This is a genomic window from Polynucleobacter sp. AP-Feld-500C-C5 (assembly GCF_018882265.1).
Classification (GTDB): domain Bacteria; phylum Pseudomonadota; class Gammaproteobacteria; order Burkholderiales; family Burkholderiaceae; genus Polynucleobacter.
Genome location: NZ_JACVOW010000020.1, coordinates 19,950 through 39,559, shown reverse-complemented (window position 1 = coordinate 39,559; position 19,610 = coordinate 19,950). Strand labels below are relative to the sequence as shown.

Below are 19,610 nucleotides of genomic sequence, written 5' to 3'. Positions count from 1 at the left end.
TATTTCTTGCTGAGCCTCAACAGCTTGTTGCAGAGGGTATTTTGATATCATTCTAATGAATGAATATGCTATTATTGATCAAATTAATCGATAAGGAGGCGTCATGGCGTATTTACCGTCATTAAGACAGCTGAATTATTTGGTGGCTTTAGCTAAAGAGCTGAATTTCACTCGTGCCGCTGAGACCTGTTTTGTCGGGCAATCTACTCTCAGTGCTGGCTTAAAAGAATTAGAAGAGGGTTTGGGGATAAAGCTAGTTGAGCGTGATCGCCAAAATGTTTCTATTACTCCTGCGGGTGTAGAGGTTCTTGAGCGCGCTAAATTAATTTTGACGGCCTCTGAAGATTTAGTGGAGTATGCGGGTGCTTCAGGCAAGCCCATGACAGCAACCATTCGGTTAGGGGTGATTCCAACGATTGCGCCATTCCTATTGCCCACAGTCTTACCGGAAGTCCGTAAACGATTTCCAGATCTTAAAATTACTTTGCGAGAAGATTTAACAGCGAACTTGTTATCTAGGTTGGCTGAGCATAAATTGGATTTCGCCTTAATTGCCTTACCTTATGATGTCAGCGGTCTGCTAGTAGAAGAATTATTCGATGATCACTTTTGGTTGGTAGCTCGCGAGGGTGATCCAGCACTCAAAGGTAAAGAGGTCACTTTGCCTGCCAAAATGGCGGAGCGACTATTGCTCTTAGAAGAGGGGCATTGCTTGCGCGAACATAGCTTGCAAGCCTGCAAAAAAGCAGACATTCGGAAGGATGAGGGCATGGAAGCGACTAGCTTGTTGACCTTGTTGCAAATGGTTGAATCTGGTTTTGGGATTGCTTTGCTTCCAGAGATGGCCGTGAAAAGTAGTCTGCTCAATAACAGCGATTTGGTTGCCAAAGCCATGGCTGCACCTGCGCCAAAACGGATCATTGCTTTGGTTGCAAGATCGTCTACTGCCCACCTCGCAGAGTTTGCTGCACTATCGGCTTGTATTCGGGAGCGCTTTGGTATCAATCTTCAAAAGTCAAAGTAAGCCCTGCACGAAATAGTAAACATTGTTAGAGTCACCCCTGTTGTTTCATTATTCATAAAGAAAGTATTTAATGTCCGGAAAAGAAATTATGTTTACCCCAGTAAAGCTGGGTTCTATTCAATTAAAGAATCGCCTGGTCATGGCGCCGCTGACAAGGATGCGTGCAGTAGCAGGTGACGTACCAAATCCACTGGCAAAGACTTATTATGCGCAGCGTGCGAGTGCTGGCCTCATCATTACAGAAGCAACGCAAATCTCCCCTTTGGGAATGGGTTATCCAGCAACGCCGGGTATTTACTCGCCAGAGCAAACGGCTGCCTGGAAAGAAATTGTTGACGCTGTGCATGCCAAAGGTGGCACTATCGTCGCGCAGTTGTGGCATGTGGGGCGCATTTCTCATTCTTCATTACATCCAGAGCAGGGCGTACCGGAGGCTCCTTCGGCCATTGCTGCATCAGGCCAAACTTATGGCGCTGATTGGAAGTTGCACGACTACGAAACTCCCAAGGCAATGAGCTTAGATGATATTGCGCGTCTTTTGAAAGAGTATGCAGCGGCCGCTCAGAATGCAAAGCTTGCAGGCTTTGACGGGATTGAAATTCATTCTGCCAATGGTTATTTATTGGATCAGTTCTTGCAAGATAAAACCAATCAACGATCTGATCAATATGGCGGCTCAATCGACAATCGTTTGCGTTTATTAGGCGAAGTGATTGATGCAGTCAGCAAAGTATTTCCCAGTGATAAGGTTGGCATTCGTCTTTCACCTTATGGCACCTTTAATGACATGGCTGATAGCGATCCAGTGGCGCTATTTACTGCAGCAATTCAGAAGTTAAATACTTACAACTTGGCTTATGTCCATATGATTGAGCCACGCGCTACCAGTGCTGGTGGCGGAGATCAGGTAAATGAGGATGCGCCAGTGACTTCAGAGCTTTTCCGTAAAGCCTATCAGGGGCAATTTATTACTGCTGGTGGCTACGATCAGGCAATGGGTGAAAAAGTATTAGAAGCAGGTTTGGCTGATGCAGTAGCTTACGGTCGTCTCTACATCTCTAATCCAGATTTAGTTGAGCGCTTCCAAAGTAATGCTTCTCTGAATCCCTATAACCGCGCTACCTTCTATGGCGGTCAAGAGGCGGGTTATACCGATTACCCAACGCTCTAGAGCAATGACAGTAAGCGCATGAAGCTACTGAATAAACCCCACTCTTATCGGTGGGGTTTATTTTTTGTCATCGGGGTCTTTGAGAAGGTCGTAGTGATTAGCTACTAGTAATAAAGCAAGCGAGGCACAACCCATTGCAAAGAATTGCCATTGATGCAGCAAAGCGGTGCCTACTACGGTCATCAAAATCGTCCATCCAACAGCCATCTTGGCTTTTTTAGAAAGCGGTTTCATCTTTAAAAGTCCTTAAGCGGGGGCTTTGATCTTATTGAGCATACGACGTAGGGTGTCGTCCTTAATAATGTAATGTTGCCACAAGCCAGCTAAAGCATGAATGCCAATCAGGAAGTAAAGTGAATTTCCTAAAAACTCATGGATTCCTTCAACGAGTTTTTTCATTTCCGGATTAGGGGTTAGTAGCTGAGGCCATACCAATCCAAAGAAATGGATTTCTTTGCCACCGTATTGGAAATAAAGCATGCCAAAGATGGGCGATATTAACAGCAGGGCATACATGAGCCAATGCATTGCTTGGGCAAAAGAAGTCAATATCGGTTTGGGGTTAGTGGGCTTAGGTACCCCATAAACCAAGCGAACCATGAGGCGAAGGGCCATGGCTAAAAAAATGAGCTGCCCAATCACACCGTGAACTATTTTACAAAGCTCACGGGGCTCACTCCCTTTAGGAAACTGACCTTTTAATTCAATAGCAATAAATGCTGCGATGACGAGAAGGAATACAAACCAGTGAAGAAAGATAGAGGCAGGGTGATATTGTGATTTAGACATAGTAAGACGTTATTGAAGTAATGATTCATCATAAATGATAATGACTCTCATTAGCAATAACAAGACTATGGGTAATTTCCCCTATTTCTGGGTATCCCAGGGTTAATTTAGCCTCACTTTGGCGCTGAGCTCGCTCAGCAGGCCTCTTTTGTCCAGTAGAGATAGGCGTAGCGCTTCGACCTCAAAATCGAGTTGGCCAGGATGAAACTCATCATCATTTTGCAGGTGAATAACGTAAGTCCATACCAACTCGCGGCCGCGGTTCTTATACACATCAACAACACGTTTCATGATTACCGCCTATTTAGGGTGTAGCTTAATGATTGGTTGAAGATGGATTGGTGATGACCATCTTGGGATTTAAGTTTTGTTTCAGAGTCATGAGATTGCGCGGTTCAATACGGATCACGCCACCTCTCGGACTATCAATATCTGCTATTAAAAAGAAAGATATCGATGTCACAAAAGGGAAGATCATGAAAAGCCCTACATTTTTTCTAAAATTGCGGGCACCAAAGCCAACCAACATGTTTGCACATATGGCAATTGCTGACATGAGGGCCCAGGCAGGATAGGGGATTCGATTCCACCAGGCAGCTTGTACATATCCTTGAGAATTTAAAACATCATTCATCCCTGAAATGACCAGGGCTATAGTGGGGCTTGGCTGTGAACGAGCGACCTCAAGCACTTCAACCCAAAGGGCATTCTGAAGTGCATCGGTCTTTTGCTGTATCTCCTGAACTTTATCTTTACTTTGTCTTGAATAGAAGAGAATGCGCTGATCAAGGTATTGATTGAGGAGGTCCTTGGTTCTAGCGGAAGCCTTGCTCGGTAGAAGATCCGCCCTGAGATATTCAGTACCAATGGCATTGGCTTCACCTTCCTCGAGGGTCTCTCGATTGTCATGCCGGTCAATCGCCATTGAGAAAGTAAAGCCAATAATCAGTGCCAGTAAGGTCAGTGTTGCCGTTTGAATGACACCGAGGTCTTCTGAGGTTTCGGTGTCTTTCGTGCGAAAGCGACTCAGTACTGCATTACCAAAAAGAACAGATAAAGCGAAGCACAGAAATGCAATCCCAAAGACTAAAGCGGGGTGGTTAAGGAGATAAGAAATTTAGAAAGTTCCCGGATACAAAATGTCTTTAGTCACATCCTGAATATCACGGTGACCTGTAAATGCCATAGTGATATCTAACTCATTGTGGATGAGTTCAAGGCATTTAGTCACACCAGCCTCACCCATGGCGCCTAGGCCATAGAGAAAGGGGCGCCCAATCATCGTACCGCGCGCACCCAATGCCCATGCTTTTAAAACATCTTGACCAGAGCGAATGCCACCATCCATCCAGACTTCAATATCTTTGCCTACGGCATTCACAATCCCGGGTAGCGCTTGGATACTCGAAATCGCACCATCGAGTTGGCGACCGCCATGGTTTGAGACGATCAATGCATCAGCGCCTGAGTTTGCTGCGAGGCGCGCATCTTCTTCATCCAAGATGCCTTTGATGATGAGCTTGCCACCCCAGAGTTCTTTGATCCACTCAACATCGCCCCAGTTCAAACCTGGATCGAATTGCTCCGCAGTCCAAGAGGAGAGTGAAGACATATTGCCTACACCAGTAGCGTGACCGACGATGTTGCGGAATGTTCTGCGCGGAGTCATCGCCATTCCTAAGCACCAGCGTGGCTTCGTGGCCATATTCATCATATTGGCGATCGTTAGCTTTGGAGGGGCAGACAAGCCGTTCTTTAAATCTTTATGACGTTGACCTAAGATTTGTAAATCGAGTGTTAAGACTAGGGCGGAGCACTTCGCTGCTTTTGCACGCTCAATGAGGCGCTCAATAAAGCCACGATCTTTCATGACGTAAAGCTGAAACCAAAAGGGTTTGGTAGTACGTTCTGCCACATCTTCGATCGAGCAGATACTCATCGTTGACAAGCAGAAGGGTACACCAAACTTTTCAGCAGCTCTTGCTGCCAGAATTTCGCCATCTGCATGTTGCATACCAGTTAAACCAGTGGGTGCCAGCGCTACTGGCATTGCCACCTCTTCACCCACCATCGTTGTTTTGGTGGTGCGATTGGTCATATTGACTGCGACACGTTGACGTAATTTGATTTTCTGAAAATCAGATTCATTCGCACGATAGGTAGACTCTGTCCAAGACCCTGAATCTGCATAGTCATAAAACATCTTGGGGGTACGTTTTTGGTGAAGAACCCGTAAGTCTTCGATATTGGTAATGATTGGCACTGTGAACCCTTATTGATTGCTCTTTTGGATTAGCATTTATCTAATTAAGCTCTATCTTAGCAATACCGAGGATTTGTTTCTACAATGCTAGGGTATACCTATTCAGAGCGCCTTTAATGGCTATCCATCCCTCACGATTGCATGCCTAAACTGACCTTTGCTACTGCTACTTATCTGTTGATCGCGACAGCCTTATGGGCTGGAAATGCGATAGCTGGGCGCTTATTGGTGGGCAGTGTTTCGCCGATTACCTTGAGTACGGTGCGTTGGGGTCTAGCCGCTTTACTCTTACTACCTTTGGGTTGGCGTGTCTTTAAACCGGGAAGTGATTTATGGCAGAACAAGAAGCGTTTTGTGCTCTTAGGTCTCTTTGGGGTAGGTAGCTATAACGTTCTTTTATATCTAGCGTTACAAACTTCTACCGCAATCAATGTCACCTTAATTGGTGCCAGTATGCCAATTTGGATGTTGTTTATTGGTGCTGTGTTTTACCAAGTGAAGCCAAATCTACTGCAATTGATTGGTGCCATCGTTTCTTTGATTGGGGTAGCGATTGTATTAACGAGAGGTGAGCCATCCACTTTGCTGGAGATGCAATTGGTTATCGGCGATCTCTTTATTATGTTAGCCACGTTCTTGTGGGCTACTTATAGCTGGATGCTTAGTAAGCCTGGTTCAAGCTCGGAACGTCAATGGCCTTGGGCAGATTTTTTGATGGCCCAAGTATTGGTGGGCCTCTTATGGACCGGACTGTTTGATGGCTTTGAGATTGCCACTGGGCATGCTTATCTTGATCTCAATCTATGGACTGGCTCTTTGATTCTGTTTGTCGCCGTTGGACCCTCACTCATTGCTTACCGCTGCTGGGGTATGGGTGTCAGTGGAGCGGGTCCTACCGTAGCCGCTTTCTTTGCAAACTTTATTCCGCTGTTTACTGCCATCTTATCTGCAGCCATGTTAGGTGAGCCCCCACAGTTATTTCATGGCTTGGCGTTTGCCTTGATTGTGGTTGGGATTTGGGTTTCCTCTAAAACCACCAGCCCAAAAGGAAATGCTGCTTAGCCTTTTAATAAGCCGGAAGCAATTAAACCGCGCTTAACATGCGCGCGGTGACTCTCAGTGACATCTACTGCTGGCGGTCTCACGAGAGAGTTAGGAATTTGCCCAAGCTGTACTAAAGCTTCTTTAACGCAAGCCACTTCACTGGTGGGAGAGCTTGGCTCTTGGTTTTCAAAGACTCCATCCATGATTGGAATACAAAAATCACGGTGAATTTTTTGTGCTTTAACGGCGTCGCCATTCATTGCGGCATCAATTAACTCAACCCACTTTGGAGTGTCTATAACGCTGATACCAATTAACGCTCCATGAACGCCATGCAGCAGCATTCCTAGCAGTGGAGGTGAATCAAGTGCGGCTAAGACAGTGAGTTTGTCGTGCAATGCTTCCCAAATTTGTACATAACGAGTCACTGTTCCGCAGGCGGCTTTCACTGCAACCACATTTCGAATGGTAGAAATTTTGACCAAAGATTCTAGTGAGTAAGCGCAGCCAGATGGATCGGGGTATTGAAAAACAATCATTGGCAAATCAACTTGCTCATCCAACATTTTGAAGAATTGATAAGCTGATGCAGGGTTTTGAGCCAGTCTACGATATGGGCGCGCATCAAATGGATTGAGTACTAATAGTGCATCTGCCCCAGCTTCTTTTGCTAGAAGACCATCTTTAACGGCTGCAGGTCCTCTTCCTTCAATTCCGCTAATCAATATTTGTCCGGGGAGCAAAATTTCTCGAGCTAAATGCAGTACTTTCCTTTTCTCATCATCTGAAAGTTGTAGGATTTCTGCGAGCCCAGCATTTACTGCAAGCCCCTTGACCCCAGGTGTATGAGCGGTCTCTTTAAGGTGGCGGGCTAAGGCTTCATAGTCTACGCTCAGGTCGGCTTTGAAGGGTGTAATCGTTGCAGGGTAAAGGCCGCGAAGCACAAGGGATTTTTGATTTTCAGGCATTGCAGACCTTTAGGTTTTAAATGGGAGAGTGCTTTTAGGGCTCGATGATGTTGTAGCAAATTCTATAGTAAAGTTACTTTTCGTACACCAACAGTAAATAAAAAGGTTTATTTTGACCGACGTACTAGTAATTGGCGGAGGTAATGCTGCCTTATGTGCAGCGTTAATGGCAAGAGAGTCTGGGGCGTCTGTGACATTGCTTGAGTCTGCCCCCAAGGAATGGCGTGGTGGCAACTCTTCACACACTCGAAACATCCGTTGTATGCATGAAGAGCCTCAAGATGTTTTATTGGAATCCTATCCTGAAGATGAATATTGGCAGGATTTGCTCAAAGTAACTGGTGGCTTAACCAATGAGCCTCTAGCGAGGATTGCCATTCGTGAATCTGCAACTTGTCGTACTTGGATGCAAAAATATGGAGTGCATTTTCAGGCTCCTCTTTCTGGTACTTTGCACTTATCTAGAACTAACGCATTTTTTATGGGTGGTGGCAAGGCATTGGTAAACGCCTACTACCGAAGCGCTGAAAAGGCTGGTATTGATATTCAATATGACTCTGAGGTTACTTCAATTGAGCTTTCAGATAAACAATTTGTTGCAGCCCATCTTAAGGACGGTCGAAGAATTGCAGCAAAAAGTTGCGTACTTGCTGCAGGTGGTTTTGAATCTAATATTGAATGGCAGCGAGAAGCATGGGGCATTGACGAGCATGGCGCAAGTCCGGCGGATAATTTTTTAATCCGCGGAACCACCTTCAATAAAGGGGTTCTTCTAAAACACATGATTGACGCTGGCGCGGATCAGGTTGGAGATCCCACTCAGGCACATATGGCAGCAATTGATGCGCGGTCGCCACTTTATGATGGCGGTATTTGCACCCGCATTGATTGTGTTTCTCTTGGTATCGTTGTAAACAAGCATGCCAAGCGTTTTTATGACGAGGGTGAAGATTTTTGGCCTAAGCGTTATGCAATTTGGGGCAGGTTAGTAGCCCAACAGCCTGATCAAATTGCTTATTCGATTATTGACTCGAAATCGATTGGTCGCTTTATGCCCCCAGTATTTTCCGGCAATGAATCTCATAGTCTGGATGAGTTAGCTTCTAAGCTTGGTTTGGACGCTGAGGTGTTAAAAAATACGGTACAAGAATTTAACGCGGCTTGTAAACCCGGCGAGTTTGACCATACGACTTTGGATAATTGCCATACCGAAGGTATAGCCCCTGAAAAAACACATTGGGCTACCACGATTGAAGTGCCCCCATTTTATGGCTACCCTTTGCGACCCGGTGTCACGTTTACCTATCTTGGTCTCAAAACCGATGAGACATCCGCGATATTTTTGAATGGCACTCGCAGCAACAATTTATTTGTAGCTGGAGAAATGATGGCAGGAAATATTTTAGGCAAAGGTTACACGGCTGGTATTGGGATGGCCATAGGGACTGCTTTTGGTCGAATAGCTGGTAGAAATGCCGCCTCTGCAGCAGGGAATGAATCAAGATGCAACAGTTAAATGACTTAATTCAGGAGGCCAGGCTAACTGGCATGAGCGATCAGGAGGGTGAAGTTGATCGCATCATGACAATCTGTAATGCTTGTAGGTATTGCGAGGGTTTCTGTGCAGTGTTTCCCGCTATGACAAGGCGTTTGCAATTTAATAAGGCAGATATTAATTATTTGGCAAATCTTTGTCATAACTGTGGTGCTTGCCTGCATTCATGCCAATATGCTCCTCCGAATGAATTTGCCGTAAATGTCCCGCAGGCTATGGCAGCTGTTCGCCAAGAAACCTATGTTGAATATGCTTGGCCCAAATCATTCGGTAGGCTTTATAAAAATAATGGTGTCATTGTTGCGCTTGCCTGTTCCTTGGCTTTGGCTTTCTTTTTGTGGCTATCAACAGCGCTCAGAGAAAATTCAAACGTAACCTTAGATGGAAACTTTTATGCCGTCTTTCCTCACAATGTATTGGTTTTAATCTTTGGTGCCGTATTTTCCTTTTCTATACTTGCGCTAGGGATTGGTTTTTATAACTTCTGGCGCAATATTTCTAAGACTGGTGCTTCAATTGCTGCTATTGGTGAATCAGCTCATGACGCCTTGACAATGAAATACCTGGATGGCGGACACGGGGAGGGTTGTAATAATGAGGATGATGGTTTCACGCTTTGGCGAAAGCGTTTTCACCACTTTACCTTTTATGGCTTCATGCTCTGTTTTGCATCTACTAGTGTTGCAACGCTATACCACTATGTTCTGAAACTAGACGCTCCTTATGCGTTTAATAGTCTGCCAGTGATTCTTGGTACGGTTGGCGGACTGGGTCTTTTGATTGGCCCAATTGGACTACTCTTTTTAAATCTACGTCGCAATCCCCTTCATGGTGATGCACGCCAAAAGCCGATGGACAGAGCTTTTATTTTGCTACTGTTTTTGATTAGCTTATCTGGCCTATTCTTACTGGTACTTCGAGAAAGTGCCTTGATGTCTTATTTGCTGATCATTCATTTGGGATTTGTGATGGGCTTATTTTTAACCATGCCCTATGGAAAATTTGCACACGGCATTTATCGTATGGCAGCCTTATTAAAAAATGCAGTTGAGAAACGTCAGCCAAGTACATTGAAGTTAGGCTCTGACTAGTATGTATTTCTAACTCCACAAAGAAGGCGAGAACTGTGATGAAGAAAAAATTCCTGCATTCTGTTTTTCTACTGACCTTAATGGTTCTTGGGATTAGCTCAACATGGGCTCAACCCTACCCCAATAGACCAATTAAGCTAGTGGTTCCGTACGCGCCTGGCGGTGGCACTGATATTACGGCGAGGCTGATTGCCAAGATACTTTCCTCAAGCCTGAATCAACCTGTTCTTGTTGAGAATAAAGCGGGTGCTGGTGGCACGATCGGTCAGGACTTTGTCTCCAAAGCTTCGCCAGATGGCTACACCTTATTGTTTAGTGCAGCTGGGCCCTTAACGGTTAGCCCATTTACTTACCCTAATTTGCCGTATGACCCAGTAAAAGGTTTTGAGCCAGTGATACTGATATCTGCTCAACCCTTAGTGTTGGTAGTTAATGCAGATTCAAAAATATATTCTGTTGCTGATTTATTGAGGGCCGGATCGGATGCCAAGGGCAGAATGAATTATGGATCCTTTGGGAATGGCAGCGCAGCGCATCTTGCCGGCGAGTCCTTTAAGATGGCGACGAAAATAGATATGACCCATATCCCATTTAAGGGAACTAATCCTGCATTAACTGCCTTGCTTGGCGGGGAGATTGATGTCTTGTTTGATACGGTGAGCACATCTGCACCATTTATTAAGTCTGGCAAGCTAAGAGCACTAGCGGTAAGCTCTAAAAATAGATCTGCGCTATTGCCAGAAGTTCCAACCCTCGTGCAGGCTGGGGTAAGTGGAGTAGATGCTGGTACTTGGTATGGAATCCTCGCCCCTGCTGGTACTGGGCAAAAAATTATTCAGCAATTAAATCAAGCGGTGAATGTCGGATTAGCCAATAAAGAAGTTGTCGAAATATTCTCCGCTGAGGGTACGGTGATCATAGGGGGCACCCCCGAGCAATTTAAAAACTTTATGGCTAGTGAGTTAAAAAAGAATGAGTTAGTAGTGAAGGCTGCAGGAATTACAGCCAATTAATCATGCTTTCATTAGTCTGCTTGAATTTTATTTGCCTTAATGACCTGAGCCCATTTTTCAACTTCGAGCTTAATCTTTTGTTCGGATTGCTCTGGAGTTCTGAGGCTGACAATAAAGCCCATGCCGGATAGTTTATTGCGCATCTCTTGATTACCAAGGACCTTGGTAATTTCCTGATGAAGTTTTTGAATGATCGATTTTGGGGTTCCTGCAGGCGCCATCAAAAACTGAATGGTTTCCCCTTCAAATTCCGGTAGTCCAGATTCTGCAACTGTAGGGATATCTGGTAGGGAAGGATATCTTGCTGAACTAGTTACTGCTAAGCCAAGCACCTTGCCTCCTGAAATTTGCTGGACAGTTGGCGGTAACACTGCAAAACCAATGGGCACATCATTGCTTAAGACTGCTTGAAGCGCTGGCCCACCACCGTTATAAGCAATGTGTTTAATGTCCAAATTGGCCTTTAGCTTTAGCAACTCGGCTGTCAGTTGTGGACTTGTGCCAGCTCCAGGCGATGAATAGTCATACTTGCCTGGGTTTTGTTTGATTAAGGCCAAAAATTCCTTGAAATTTTTGGCGGGGAATGTGGGATTAACAACGATGATATTAGGTGAGCTTGCTGGCAATGAAATTGCCGCAAAGTCACGACTTGCATCATATCCAGAATTTGCAATAAGAGAAGGATTAATCACAAATGCACTACTACTAAGAAGAAGTGTGTAGCCATCAGGATTAGACTTGGCAACATATTGAATACCAATGTTGGCACTTGCTCCAGGCTTATTTTCGATAAAGAATGTGTAACCAGCATTTTCAGTAATTTTTTGGAAGAGCAGCCTACCGAAAATATCAGACGGGCCGCCTGGAGCATAAGGAATCACAACCTTGATTGGTTTATTTGGGTATTCTTGTGCCATACCTATTGAACAGTGCAACACTAGAAAGGCAATGACGCCACAAAAACACTGCTGAATTTTCATGCTTGTCTCCGATGATTTTTATTGTATGGTATCAACTTTAATCATTAATGCTCCATCTAAACAGGCATTAACGAATTTGTTGGTGGGGCATATTGATTTACTGCTTGCTCCAGCCAATACTCCAAAATCAGTCGCGCAAAAGATCAACCAGACCATGATGTTTATTTTGGCTCAGGAGAGAATTCGGAAGGCTATGTTGGAGCGGGGAAGTGACCCTGCCAGTGGTAGTGCCGAGGAATTTGCTGCGTTTTTACGTCTAGACCAGTCAAAATGGGCCAAATTGATCAAAGAAAACAAGATTGCAGTGCAATAAATGCTTAAATCGGTATCATTTAGGGCTAATCACAGAAATCCCTAGGAAATTACTATGCCAGGCTTACTTCCCAATGTTGATCCAGATGGATTGTTAGAGTTTTCGGTTGTTTACACCGATCGCTCTTTAAATCACATGTCTGAAGAATTTAAACGTGTGATGGTCGATATTTCTAGTGTCCTTAAGGATGCTTATAACGCCAGCTCTGCAGTGATCGTTCCTGGTAGCGGTACTTTCGGCATGGAAGCAGTTGCTCGTCAATTTGCCAATAAACAGAAGTGTCTAGTGTTGCGCAATGGCTGGTTTAGCTATCGTTGGACCCAAATTTTTGACTTGGACCATATTGCTGACAATGTATCTGTTATCAAAGGTCGTCAATTAGAAGATTCTACACAGGGTGTATTTGCCCCTGCACCGATTGAGGAAGTAGTAGCTTTTATTAAGAAAGAAAAGCCAGCCGTGGTTTTTGCTCCTCACGTTGAAACTTCTGCCGGCATCATCTTGCCAGATGATTACCTCAAAGCAGTTGGTGAGGCAGTCCGCTCTGTAAATGGTTTGTTTGTATTAGATTGCATTGCCTCTGGTGCAATGTGGGTTGATATGAAAGCTTGTAATGTGGACGTCTTGATTACAGCGCCACAAAAAGGTTGGAGCAGCTCACCATGCTGCGCCTTAATCGCATTAGGCGAAAGAGCCCGTGAGCGTATTGATACTACTCAAAGCAGTAGTTTTTCAATGGACTTGAAAAAGTGGTTACAAATCATGGAGGCCTATGAAAAGGGCGGCCATGTGTATCACACCACCATGCCTACAGATGCACTCAAGATCTTGCGCGGTGTCATGAAAGAAACGCAATCACTTGGCTTTGCTGCTTTAAAAGCAAAACAAGTTGATCTGGGCACCAAAGTTCGTGAATTACTCGTATCCAAAGGCTATCACTCAGTTTCTGCGAAAGCCTTCCAAGCCCCTTGCGTAGTTGTGAGCTACACCAAGGATCCGGATATTCAGTCTGGCAAAAAATTTATTGCGCTAGGCATGCAAACTGCTGCAGGTGTGCCACTTCAGTGTGATGAAAGATCAGATTTCCGTACATTCCGTCTAGGTTTATTTGGTTTAGAAAAGCTGGCTCATGTTGACCGTACTGTTGGTCACTTAGCTGCCGCCCTAGAAAAAATTACTGAGGCAGAAGCCCAGCCTGCATAAGGCGATTTAGTAAAACAAAAAGGCCGTCTGATGATGGCCTTTTTAAATGATTCATAACCTTTTTGGAGGGTCGTATGATTTCTCGTATCGCTCGCTTTAGTTTGGCCACCCTTGTTTCAGCAGCGATTGGGTTATCTTCCATCTCCGCGATGGCTGCCGATTCTTCCACGACAGCTGCTCCTGCTTCAGCGCCTACTGCTGCTCCAGATGTGGCGCCAACCGATAAAGCAGGCGCAAAGAAGGCTAAAAAAGAAAAGAAAGCCGAGAAAAAAACCAAGAAGAAGTCTAAGAAAAGAGCTAAAGCTACAGAACCAGCAGCTTAGTAGTTTCTAAGCTCTTAGTTGAGGGGTTCCACTTCATTAAAGTCATCAGATGTTTTAGAGTCAGATGACTTTTTTCTTGGGGCATCGTTACGTACTAATAACCACATAGCAGCAATCACTAGCACCATTCCGCCAATCTGCATCAAGGTAATTGGCTCAGACAAAATAAAGTAACCCAAGAAAATAGTGGAGACAGGACCGAGGATGCCGGCCTGTGCAACGAGTGGTGAGCCTATGCGATTGATCGCAATCATCACGAGGAACATGGGAATTACTGTACATAATCCTGCATTGAGAAGGCTGAGCCAGTAAATCTGTGCAGCCTGTTCAAACACAGCGCTAGGGTTATACAGTGAGGATTGAATCACGCTAAATACTGCAGACGCCGTGCTTGCGTAGACTACTAGGCGCACACTACCAATGCGCTTGACCATTTCGCCGGAGCCGATCATATAGATGGCATAACTACACGCGCTGCCAAAGACTAATATCATTCCGAGCCATGCGTGGATGCCCGTCGAGCTCGCATCTTGAATAAACACGACAAATACCCCAAGGTATCCCACCAAAAGAGCGTACCACTGCATTCTTGAAATGTGCTTGTTTAAGGCAAAGTAGGAAATGAGTAAAACAATCGTTGGTGTCAGGTAGAGAACAATGCGCTCTAATCCAACGGAGATATATTGCAGTCCCAAGAAATCAATATAGCTAGATAAAAAATATCCTAAGAAACCGAGGAAAAATAATTTGCCACGGTCTTGCCAAGTAATCGGGCTCATTGGTTTTCTGCGAGACTCCCACCAGTAGACGCTCCAAAACATTGGGAGTGCCATTAGCATACGTAATGCTAATAAAGTTTCTGCATTGGCCCCATAACCAAAAGCCAGCTTTACCAATACAGCTTTACCGGAAAAGAGCATGGAGCCCACTCCGGCCATCAAAATGCCATAGAGGTAACGTCGGTGGTGATGTTCTGCGCTAGTGGATTGCATACGGTTTTATAACAGTTTATTCAGGAGACTTCTCATCTCTGCAATCACTTCAGAAGGCGTCAACCCTATTGGGCCAACCCCTTTTTGTACTAGGCTATCGGCAGCGCAAGCATGGAGCTGAACAGCGATACAGCTAGAGTCCCAAAGATTCAGATGGTGATGCACCCCTTGAGCAGCGATTGCTGTAATGCTGCCGGTCAATACATCACCCATGCCACCGGTGCCCATACCGGGATTACCGGCTTCACATTGAACTGCAGAGTGTTGGGGTCCCGCAATTAAGGTGTGTTGACCTTTGAGAACAACCATAGACTGAGTTAACTGAACTAATTGATGAAGCGAGCTGAAGCGATCTACTTGAATTTCTGCGGATGAAGATTTTAATAACTGGGCCGCTTCACCTGGATGAGGAGTCAGAATACTTTGACCTGGAAATTGTTGATTGCGAAGTTGAAGTGCACTGAGTAACTCAGTTGAATCCGCAATCAGATTAAGTGCATCTGCATCAAGAATCAACGGAACCTTGGGATAAGCCAGGCAAGCCTTGAGCCATTTAATCGCTAATGCAGAATTACCAAGCCCAGGTCCGATTGCAATGACATCAGGTTGGTTTTGATTTAATGCCTCGCTAGGTTCATTGTTGGCCAGGCGAATCATGAGTTCAGGTTGATTGCTATCAGCGCGCGCAGACGCAGGATCAAGCATTTCTAATATGGTCCAGCCAGCACCAAGATGAAGGCAAGCATTTCCGGCAAGGAGAAGGGCGCCTGCCATTCCAGGTGCACCACCGATCAAGACGGCTTTACCAGCATGACCCTTGTGCTCAGCAGGTTCACGCTTGAGGCGCATGAGTGGGCCGAGTGGGCTCAGCGCTTGGAGGATATCGAGCTTGCTAGGTGCTAAGGTCATACCAATAGTATCGCTCTGAATGCATTGGAATTTAGCTGATTGAGCTACTTTATTGGGTAAGCTTAGTCCGCTACCTTAGCGCCTTCAATCTGATGACGTTGCAATGCTTGTGCCACAAAGCCGGATTGTTTGAGCTGAGTAATCACATCGCTTAAATATGCAGTGGTCAGTTCGTATTGAGGTCTTGCCTTCGGAATACCAATGGCTTGATTGATTGCCATAAAGCGACCTGGCAACATCCGCAATCCCTCATAGCGCTTGGCATCACTCTCTAGCTGCTGTTTTACGCCTGCTGCCACATTACCTTTGCCTGACATAAAGTCATCCACGACTGCTTGTGAGCTTGTAGCTCGGAGAAGAGTGGCATGTTTGATTTCTCGTGTGAGGTAGAGGTCATAGGCGCTCCCTTTGCCAACTACGATTTCATTACCAGCTACGTCAACTTGTTCATTTGTCTTAATGGATGAATTAGCTTTGACCATGTAAGCACCTTCTATCTGGATATAGGCTGGCGTATAGCTAATATCAGCGCCTCTGACGGGATCAATTGCTACGAACACTAAATCAATCTCCCCAGTCTTCACGGCATCCACTGTATTGCCTGCTGTTTTGAATGGAATGAGTTTGACTGGTAGACCAATACGCTTCCCGATTTCTTGGGCGATATCAACCGTCACTCCCTGGGCTTGGTGGCTCACAGGATTTTCATTGGCCAAAATGGGGTTACCTAAGTTAATGCCAACACGTAGAGTGCCTGTAGGCGCAAACGAGGAAATCATGGAGGGATCAATAGTTTTCATGGGGCGATAGGACTGGCCAGAGGGTTGGCTATGGCTAGATTGTGAAATCCACAGTATTGCGAGGAAGAAAAGAACTTTGTTCATTCAGTAAGTATAAAAAAACCGCGGCGAACCGCGGTTTCATTTGCTATTGAAGAATTACTTCTTCGCGTCAGCTGCAGGGGCCGCTGCTGGTGCCGCTGGTGCAGCCGGAGCTGCTGCAGGAGCATCTTTTTTAGCATCTTCAATATGAACTGCTTCAGCACCATGCTTTTCACCGCCCATATCAATATTGCCATCGCCCTTGAGGAGTAAGTAGGCTGTGGCACCAACTAATACAAGTACCATAATGATGATTGAACGGTTGCTCATGGATTTTCCCTCGGTTTGGTTTAAATTCTGTCAATATTAACTCTACTTAGAGCCTCAGTAAATCCTCGCAAGCCCTAGTGGCTGATTCTCCTGGTTAAACTAGGTATTAATACTGAGAATATTGAGTGGGGCAGCACAAAGGATAAGATGATTTCACATAGATGTTTTAAGGTAGCAATATGAGTCCAAAGCTTCCCATTAATAATGCTCAAACCATTACTGAGTTTTTAAATCTTCACAAGAGTCAGACGTCTGAAGAAGATTCCGTTGATTCTTATAAGTTTGCTTTTGACGATGAAGCATTTTTGTCTCGTAGGGAAACGATCGGTATTCGTTTTGAATTGGAATTACTCAAGCCTGAGATACTGCTAAAAGAACATGGCATAGACCATACGATTACAGTATTTGGTTCTACCCGTTTTGTCAGTCGAGAGCATGCAGAAGTATTCATCAAGGATGCTAAGACATCTACAGAGTTGGAGTCTGCCAAGAAAGCATTACTTCATAGTCAGTATTACGAGTCTGCTAGAGACTTCGGGGCTTTAGTAGCGCATTACAACGCGACTCAACAACAGAGTTCTAACAAGCTACATATTTGTACTGGCGGTGGCCCGGGAATTATGGAAGCAGCTAATCGTGGTGCATTTGAAACGGGCGATCAAACGATTGGTTTTAATATTAGTTTGCCAAGAGAGCAGCACCCGAATCCTTATATTAGTCCAGGCTTAAGTTTCCGCTTTCATTACTTTGCTTTACGTAAGATGCACTTCATGTTGCGAGCTAGGGCCATCGTTGCTTATCCTGGTGGCTTTGGGTCTTTTGATGAGCTATTTGAGGTGTTAACTTTGATGCAAACTAAAAAGGTAGTTAGCATCCCAGTCATATTAGTCGGCAAAGCTTTTTGGAATGAGATGGTGAACTTTAAGGGAATGGTGCAGTTTGGGGTGATTGATCAAGAGGATATGAAAGCGATCCATTTTGTCGAGACTGCCCAAGAAGCTTGGAAGATCATTCAAGACTGGTATCAATTGGCCTAAAGGCATTGTCGGCCAAAGTAAAATAGCCTAAAGACAATCGAATCCATTTATGAACCCTGCACAAACTAGCATTGCTAGCAATTTAGACCTACCCGGCTACCTCTTAGGTGGAGTCATGTTATTGGTGGTGATGGTATTTCATGGTGTTTTGTTACTGCAGATTGCTAAGCGCTATGAAGTCAAAACTTTTCTGTATTTAGCTGAGAAAAAATATTCTACGGTTGCTGTCTGCTTTTACATCAGTGTATTTTGTTTATTCCTCACCCACATTACAGAAATTTTCATTTGGGGTATCGCACTGTTTGTATTGAAATTAGTGCCTACTTTAGGGCAAAGCATTTTGTTTAGTGGCAGCACCTATACCGCGATGGGTTTCATGGAAGATATTCTGCCAGATGGCTGGAAAATGCTGGCAGTCATCATTGCCTTCTCGGGGATGTTTTCTTTTGCATGGACTGCCTCTGTCATGATTTCAATGACCAAGAATTTTCGTCAGGCCTATACCAAGCTACACATGAAAAAACTCAATATCTCTTCTGAGATCATTGATCGCTTTGAATAAATCATGACGAAGGCTTGGGATGCCATCGTTATCGGTGGCGGTGCAGCTGGTCTGTTTTGTGCTGGTGTAGCTGGTCAGCTTGGCAAAAAAGTACTCGTTTTAGATCATGCGCCAGTTTTAGGTGAAAAGATCCGTATTAGCGGTGGAGGGCGTTGCAACTTTACTAATGTCCATAGCAGCCCTGCTAATTTTCTCTCGCTCAATCCTCATTTTGTGAAGAGTGCCTTAGCAAAATATCCCTCAAAAGAATTCATCAAACTTGTGACTGCTCACGGCATTCACTACCATGAGAAACATCAAGGGCAATTATTTTGTGATGACTCTGCCAAGCAGATTATCGAGATGTTATTCACTGAATGTGCCACAGGAAAAGTCGTAATCCGTAATCCCGTAGTAGTAGAAGCTGTTACAAAAGAGAGTGAGCATTGGCTCATTCATACCAGCGAGGGTGTAGAGAAAACCCATTCTGTAGTCATGGCTACGGGCGGCTTGCCTGTTCCCGCAATTGGCGCAACTGCTTACTCTCTTGATATTGCAAAACAGTTTGGTCTTGAGGTGGTTGATCCTAGGCCGGCATTAGTGCCACTCTCATTTACTGCAGAGACCTTTGGTAATCTGAATGAGCTTGCTGGGCTGAGTGTTCCAGTCCGGATCGCATCTGGCTCTAAAGGCTATCGTTATGGTACATGTCGCTTTAATGAAGATGTATTGCTGACCCACAAAGGTTTATCTGGACCTGCGGTACTGCAAGCCAGTAGTTATTGGCTTGAGGGTGAGCCTATCCATATTGATTGGTTAGGTGCTATTGAGCGACCAGGTGGCTTTAACTGCGATACCTTATTTAACAATGAAGACAATCGTCTTAAGCTGACAGAAACCATATTGGCTTCAGTTTTGCCCCAAAGGCTTGCCAAAGCTTTTGCAGAACAAAGAAATCTGCTGGGTCGTAAGTGGGCCGAGGTATCCAAGAAAGATCGTCAGGCCCTCAAAGAGCTCATCACCAATTGGGCTGTGAAGCCGGCCGGAACTTTGGGTTGGAAAAAGGCTGAAGTCATGTTGGGCGGTGTAGATACAAAAGACTTAGATGGGCAAACCATGATGTCGCGCCAACATCCAGGTTTATATTTCATTGGCGAATGTGTTGATGTCACCGGGCACTTAGGGGGTCACAATTTCCAGTGGGCCTGGGCAAGTGGCCATGCTTGTGCTCAAGCTCTTTAGG

The 19,610-nt window shown here is 45.0% G+C and carries 23 protein-coding genes; 12 read left to right on the top strand and 11 right to left on the bottom strand.

Annotated features, from left to right (window positions below):
- Positions 1-103 precede the first annotated feature (103 nt).
- The gene (locus ICN21_RS03670) at positions 104-1,024 is read left to right on the top strand and encodes a hydrogen peroxide-inducible genes activator (protein WP_215318331.1); all 921 of its coding nucleotides are present in this window, start codon (positions 104-106) and stop codon (positions 1,022-1,024) included.
- Between the two features lie 70 nt (positions 1,025-1,094).
- A complete protein-coding gene (locus ICN21_RS03665) occupies positions 1,095-2,195 on the top strand; it encodes an alkene reductase (protein WP_216176813.1) in 1,101 nt (366 codons plus the stop codon).
- 57 nt (positions 2,196-2,252) lie between these two features.
- On the opposite strand, the gene ICN21_RS03660 is transcribed toward ICN21_RS03665, so the two are convergent.
- The 5 genes from ICN21_RS03660 to ICN21_RS03640 all read right to left on the bottom strand — a co-directional run bounded on the left by ICN21_RS03660 (position 2,253) and on the right by ICN21_RS03640 (position 5,247).
- On the bottom strand, positions 2,253-2,429 hold the full coding sequence (locus ICN21_RS03660) for a hypothetical protein (RefSeq protein ID WP_216176811.1): 177 nt from the start codon (positions 2,427-2,429) through the stop codon (positions 2,253-2,255).
- A gap of 12 nt (positions 2,430-2,441) precedes the next feature.
- Positions 2,442-2,984 (bottom strand): cytochrome b, encoded by a 543-nt coding sequence (locus ICN21_RS03655; RefSeq protein ID WP_216176809.1) that lies wholly within the window; start codon positions 2,982-2,984, stop codon positions 2,442-2,444.
- Positions 2,985-3,086: 102 nt separating this feature from the next.
- Entirely contained in the window at positions 3,087-3,275 is a 189-nt protein-coding gene (locus tag ICN21_RS03650; RefSeq protein WP_215295156.1) for a hypothetical protein, read from the bottom strand.
- Between the two features lie 25 nt (positions 3,276-3,300).
- The gene (locus tag ICN21_RS03645; RefSeq protein WP_251369955.1) at positions 3,301-3,909 is read right to left on the bottom strand and encodes a hypothetical protein; all 609 of its coding nucleotides are present in this window, start codon (positions 3,907-3,909) and stop codon (positions 3,301-3,303) included.
- Between the two features lie 192 nt (positions 3,910-4,101).
- Positions 4,102-5,247 carry an L-lactate dehydrogenase gene (locus ICN21_RS03640; protein ID WP_216176807.1) on the bottom strand — a complete coding sequence of 382 codons (1,146 nt, stop codon included), beginning with the start codon at positions 5,245-5,247 and terminating at the stop codon, positions 4,102-4,104.
- A gap of 141 nt (positions 5,248-5,388) precedes the next feature.
- Between ICN21_RS03640 and ICN21_RS03635 the strand changes: the two genes are divergently transcribed.
- Entirely contained in the window at positions 5,389-6,309 is a 921-nt protein-coding gene (locus ICN21_RS03635) for a DMT family transporter (RefSeq protein WP_216176804.1), read from the top strand.
- Here ICN21_RS03635 and ICN21_RS03630 read toward each other — a convergent pair.
- A complete protein-coding gene (locus tag ICN21_RS03630) occupies positions 6,306-7,259 on the bottom strand; it encodes a dihydrodipicolinate synthase family protein (RefSeq protein ID WP_215318326.1) in 954 nt (317 codons plus the stop codon). The two genes, ICN21_RS03635 and ICN21_RS03630, sit on opposite strands and share 4 nt — an antisense overlap.
- 112 nt (positions 7,260-7,371) lie before the next feature.
- Here ICN21_RS03630 and tcuA point away from each other — a divergent pair, with 112 nt between their 5' ends.
- Genes tcuA through ICN21_RS03615 form a run of 3 tightly spaced genes read left to right on the top strand, consistent with a single transcriptional unit; the run spans position 7,372 to position 10,918 of the window.
- The gene (gene tcuA, locus ICN21_RS03625) at positions 7,372-8,775 is read left to right on the top strand and encodes an FAD-dependent tricarballylate dehydrogenase TcuA (RefSeq protein WP_216176802.1); all 1,404 of its coding nucleotides are present in this window, start codon (positions 7,372-7,374) and stop codon (positions 8,773-8,775) included.
- The gene (gene tcuB / locus ICN21_RS03620; protein WP_215295146.1) at positions 8,763-9,905 is read left to right on the top strand and encodes a tricarballylate utilization 4Fe-4S protein TcuB; all 1,143 of its coding nucleotides are present in this window, start codon (positions 8,763-8,765) and stop codon (positions 9,903-9,905) included. The genes tcuA and tcuB overlap by 13 nt, the downstream gene beginning before the upstream one ends.
- A gap of 38 nt (positions 9,906-9,943) precedes the next feature.
- A complete protein-coding gene (locus ICN21_RS03615) occupies positions 9,944-10,918 on the top strand; it encodes a tripartite tricarboxylate transporter substrate binding protein (protein ID WP_215295144.1) in 975 nt (324 codons plus the stop codon).
- A gap of 11 nt (positions 10,919-10,929) precedes the next feature.
- Here ICN21_RS03615 and ICN21_RS03610 read toward each other — a convergent pair whose 3' ends face one another.
- Positions 10,930-11,898, bottom strand: coding sequence for a tripartite tricarboxylate transporter substrate binding protein (locus ICN21_RS03610; RefSeq protein WP_216176800.1), 969 nt, complete (start codon positions 11,896-11,898; stop codon positions 10,930-10,932).
- 25 nt (positions 11,899-11,923) lie between these two features.
- Here ICN21_RS03610 and ICN21_RS03605 point away from each other — a divergent pair, with 25 nt between their 5' ends.
- The 3 genes from ICN21_RS03605 to ICN21_RS03595 all read left to right on the top strand — a co-directional run bounded on the left by ICN21_RS03605 (position 11,924) and on the right by ICN21_RS03595 (position 13,737).
- Entirely contained in the window at positions 11,924-12,211 is a 288-nt protein-coding gene (locus ICN21_RS03605) for a tripartite tricarboxylate transporter substrate-binding protein (protein ID WP_216176798.1), read from the top strand.
- Positions 12,212-12,265: 54 nt separating this feature from the next.
- Positions 12,266-13,414: an aminotransferase class V-fold PLP-dependent enzyme gene (locus tag ICN21_RS03600; RefSeq protein WP_216176796.1), complete on the top strand. Its 1,149-nt coding sequence runs from the start codon at positions 12,266-12,268 to the stop codon at positions 13,412-13,414.
- A 74-nt stretch (positions 13,415-13,488) separates the two neighbouring features.
- On the top strand, positions 13,489-13,737 hold the full coding sequence (locus ICN21_RS03595) for a protein tyrosine phosphatase (RefSeq protein ID WP_216176794.1): 249 nt from the start codon (positions 13,489-13,491) through the stop codon (positions 13,735-13,737).
- A gap of 14 nt (positions 13,738-13,751) precedes the next feature.
- Here ICN21_RS03595 and ICN21_RS03590 read toward each other — a convergent pair whose 3' ends face one another.
- From ICN21_RS03590 to ICN21_RS03575, 4 genes are all read right to left on the bottom strand, one after another.
- A complete protein-coding gene (locus ICN21_RS03590) occupies positions 13,752-14,729 on the bottom strand; it encodes a DMT family transporter (protein WP_216176792.1) in 978 nt (325 codons plus the stop codon).
- Between the two features lie 6 nt (positions 14,730-14,735).
- Positions 14,736-15,638, bottom strand: coding sequence for an NAD(P)H-hydrate dehydratase (locus ICN21_RS03585; protein WP_216176790.1), 903 nt, complete (start codon positions 15,636-15,638; stop codon positions 14,736-14,738).
- 62 nt (positions 15,639-15,700) lie between these two features.
- Complete coding sequence (locus ICN21_RS03580; protein ID WP_255534193.1) at positions 15,701-16,522, bottom strand: ABC transporter substrate-binding protein; 822 nt, start codon at positions 16,520-16,522, stop codon at positions 15,701-15,703.
- 54 nt (positions 16,523-16,576) lie between these two features.
- Positions 16,577-16,789, bottom strand: a complete 213-nt coding sequence (locus ICN21_RS03575; protein WP_215318317.1) for a hypothetical protein — start codon at positions 16,787-16,789, stop codon at positions 16,577-16,579.
- Between the two features lie 179 nt (positions 16,790-16,968).
- On the opposite strand from ICN21_RS03575, the gene ICN21_RS03570 reads away from it, so the two are divergent.
- Genes ICN21_RS03570 through ICN21_RS03560 form a run of 3 tightly spaced genes read left to right on the top strand, consistent with a single transcriptional unit; the run spans position 16,969 to position 19,609 of the window.
- Positions 16,969-17,826, top strand: a complete 858-nt coding sequence (locus ICN21_RS03570) for a TIGR00730 family Rossman fold protein (RefSeq protein WP_216176787.1) — start codon at positions 16,969-16,971, stop codon at positions 17,824-17,826.
- Between the two features lie 49 nt (positions 17,827-17,875).
- Positions 17,876-18,388 carry a hypothetical protein gene (locus ICN21_RS03565; protein WP_216176785.1) on the top strand — a complete coding sequence of 171 codons (513 nt, stop codon included), beginning with the start codon at positions 17,876-17,878 and terminating at the stop codon, positions 18,386-18,388.
- Between the two features lie 3 nt (positions 18,389-18,391).
- Positions 18,392-19,609, top strand: coding sequence for an NAD(P)/FAD-dependent oxidoreductase (locus tag ICN21_RS03560; RefSeq protein ID WP_216176783.1), 1,218 nt, complete (start codon positions 18,392-18,394; stop codon positions 19,607-19,609).
- The last annotated feature ends 1 nt before the right edge of the window (position 19,610 follow it).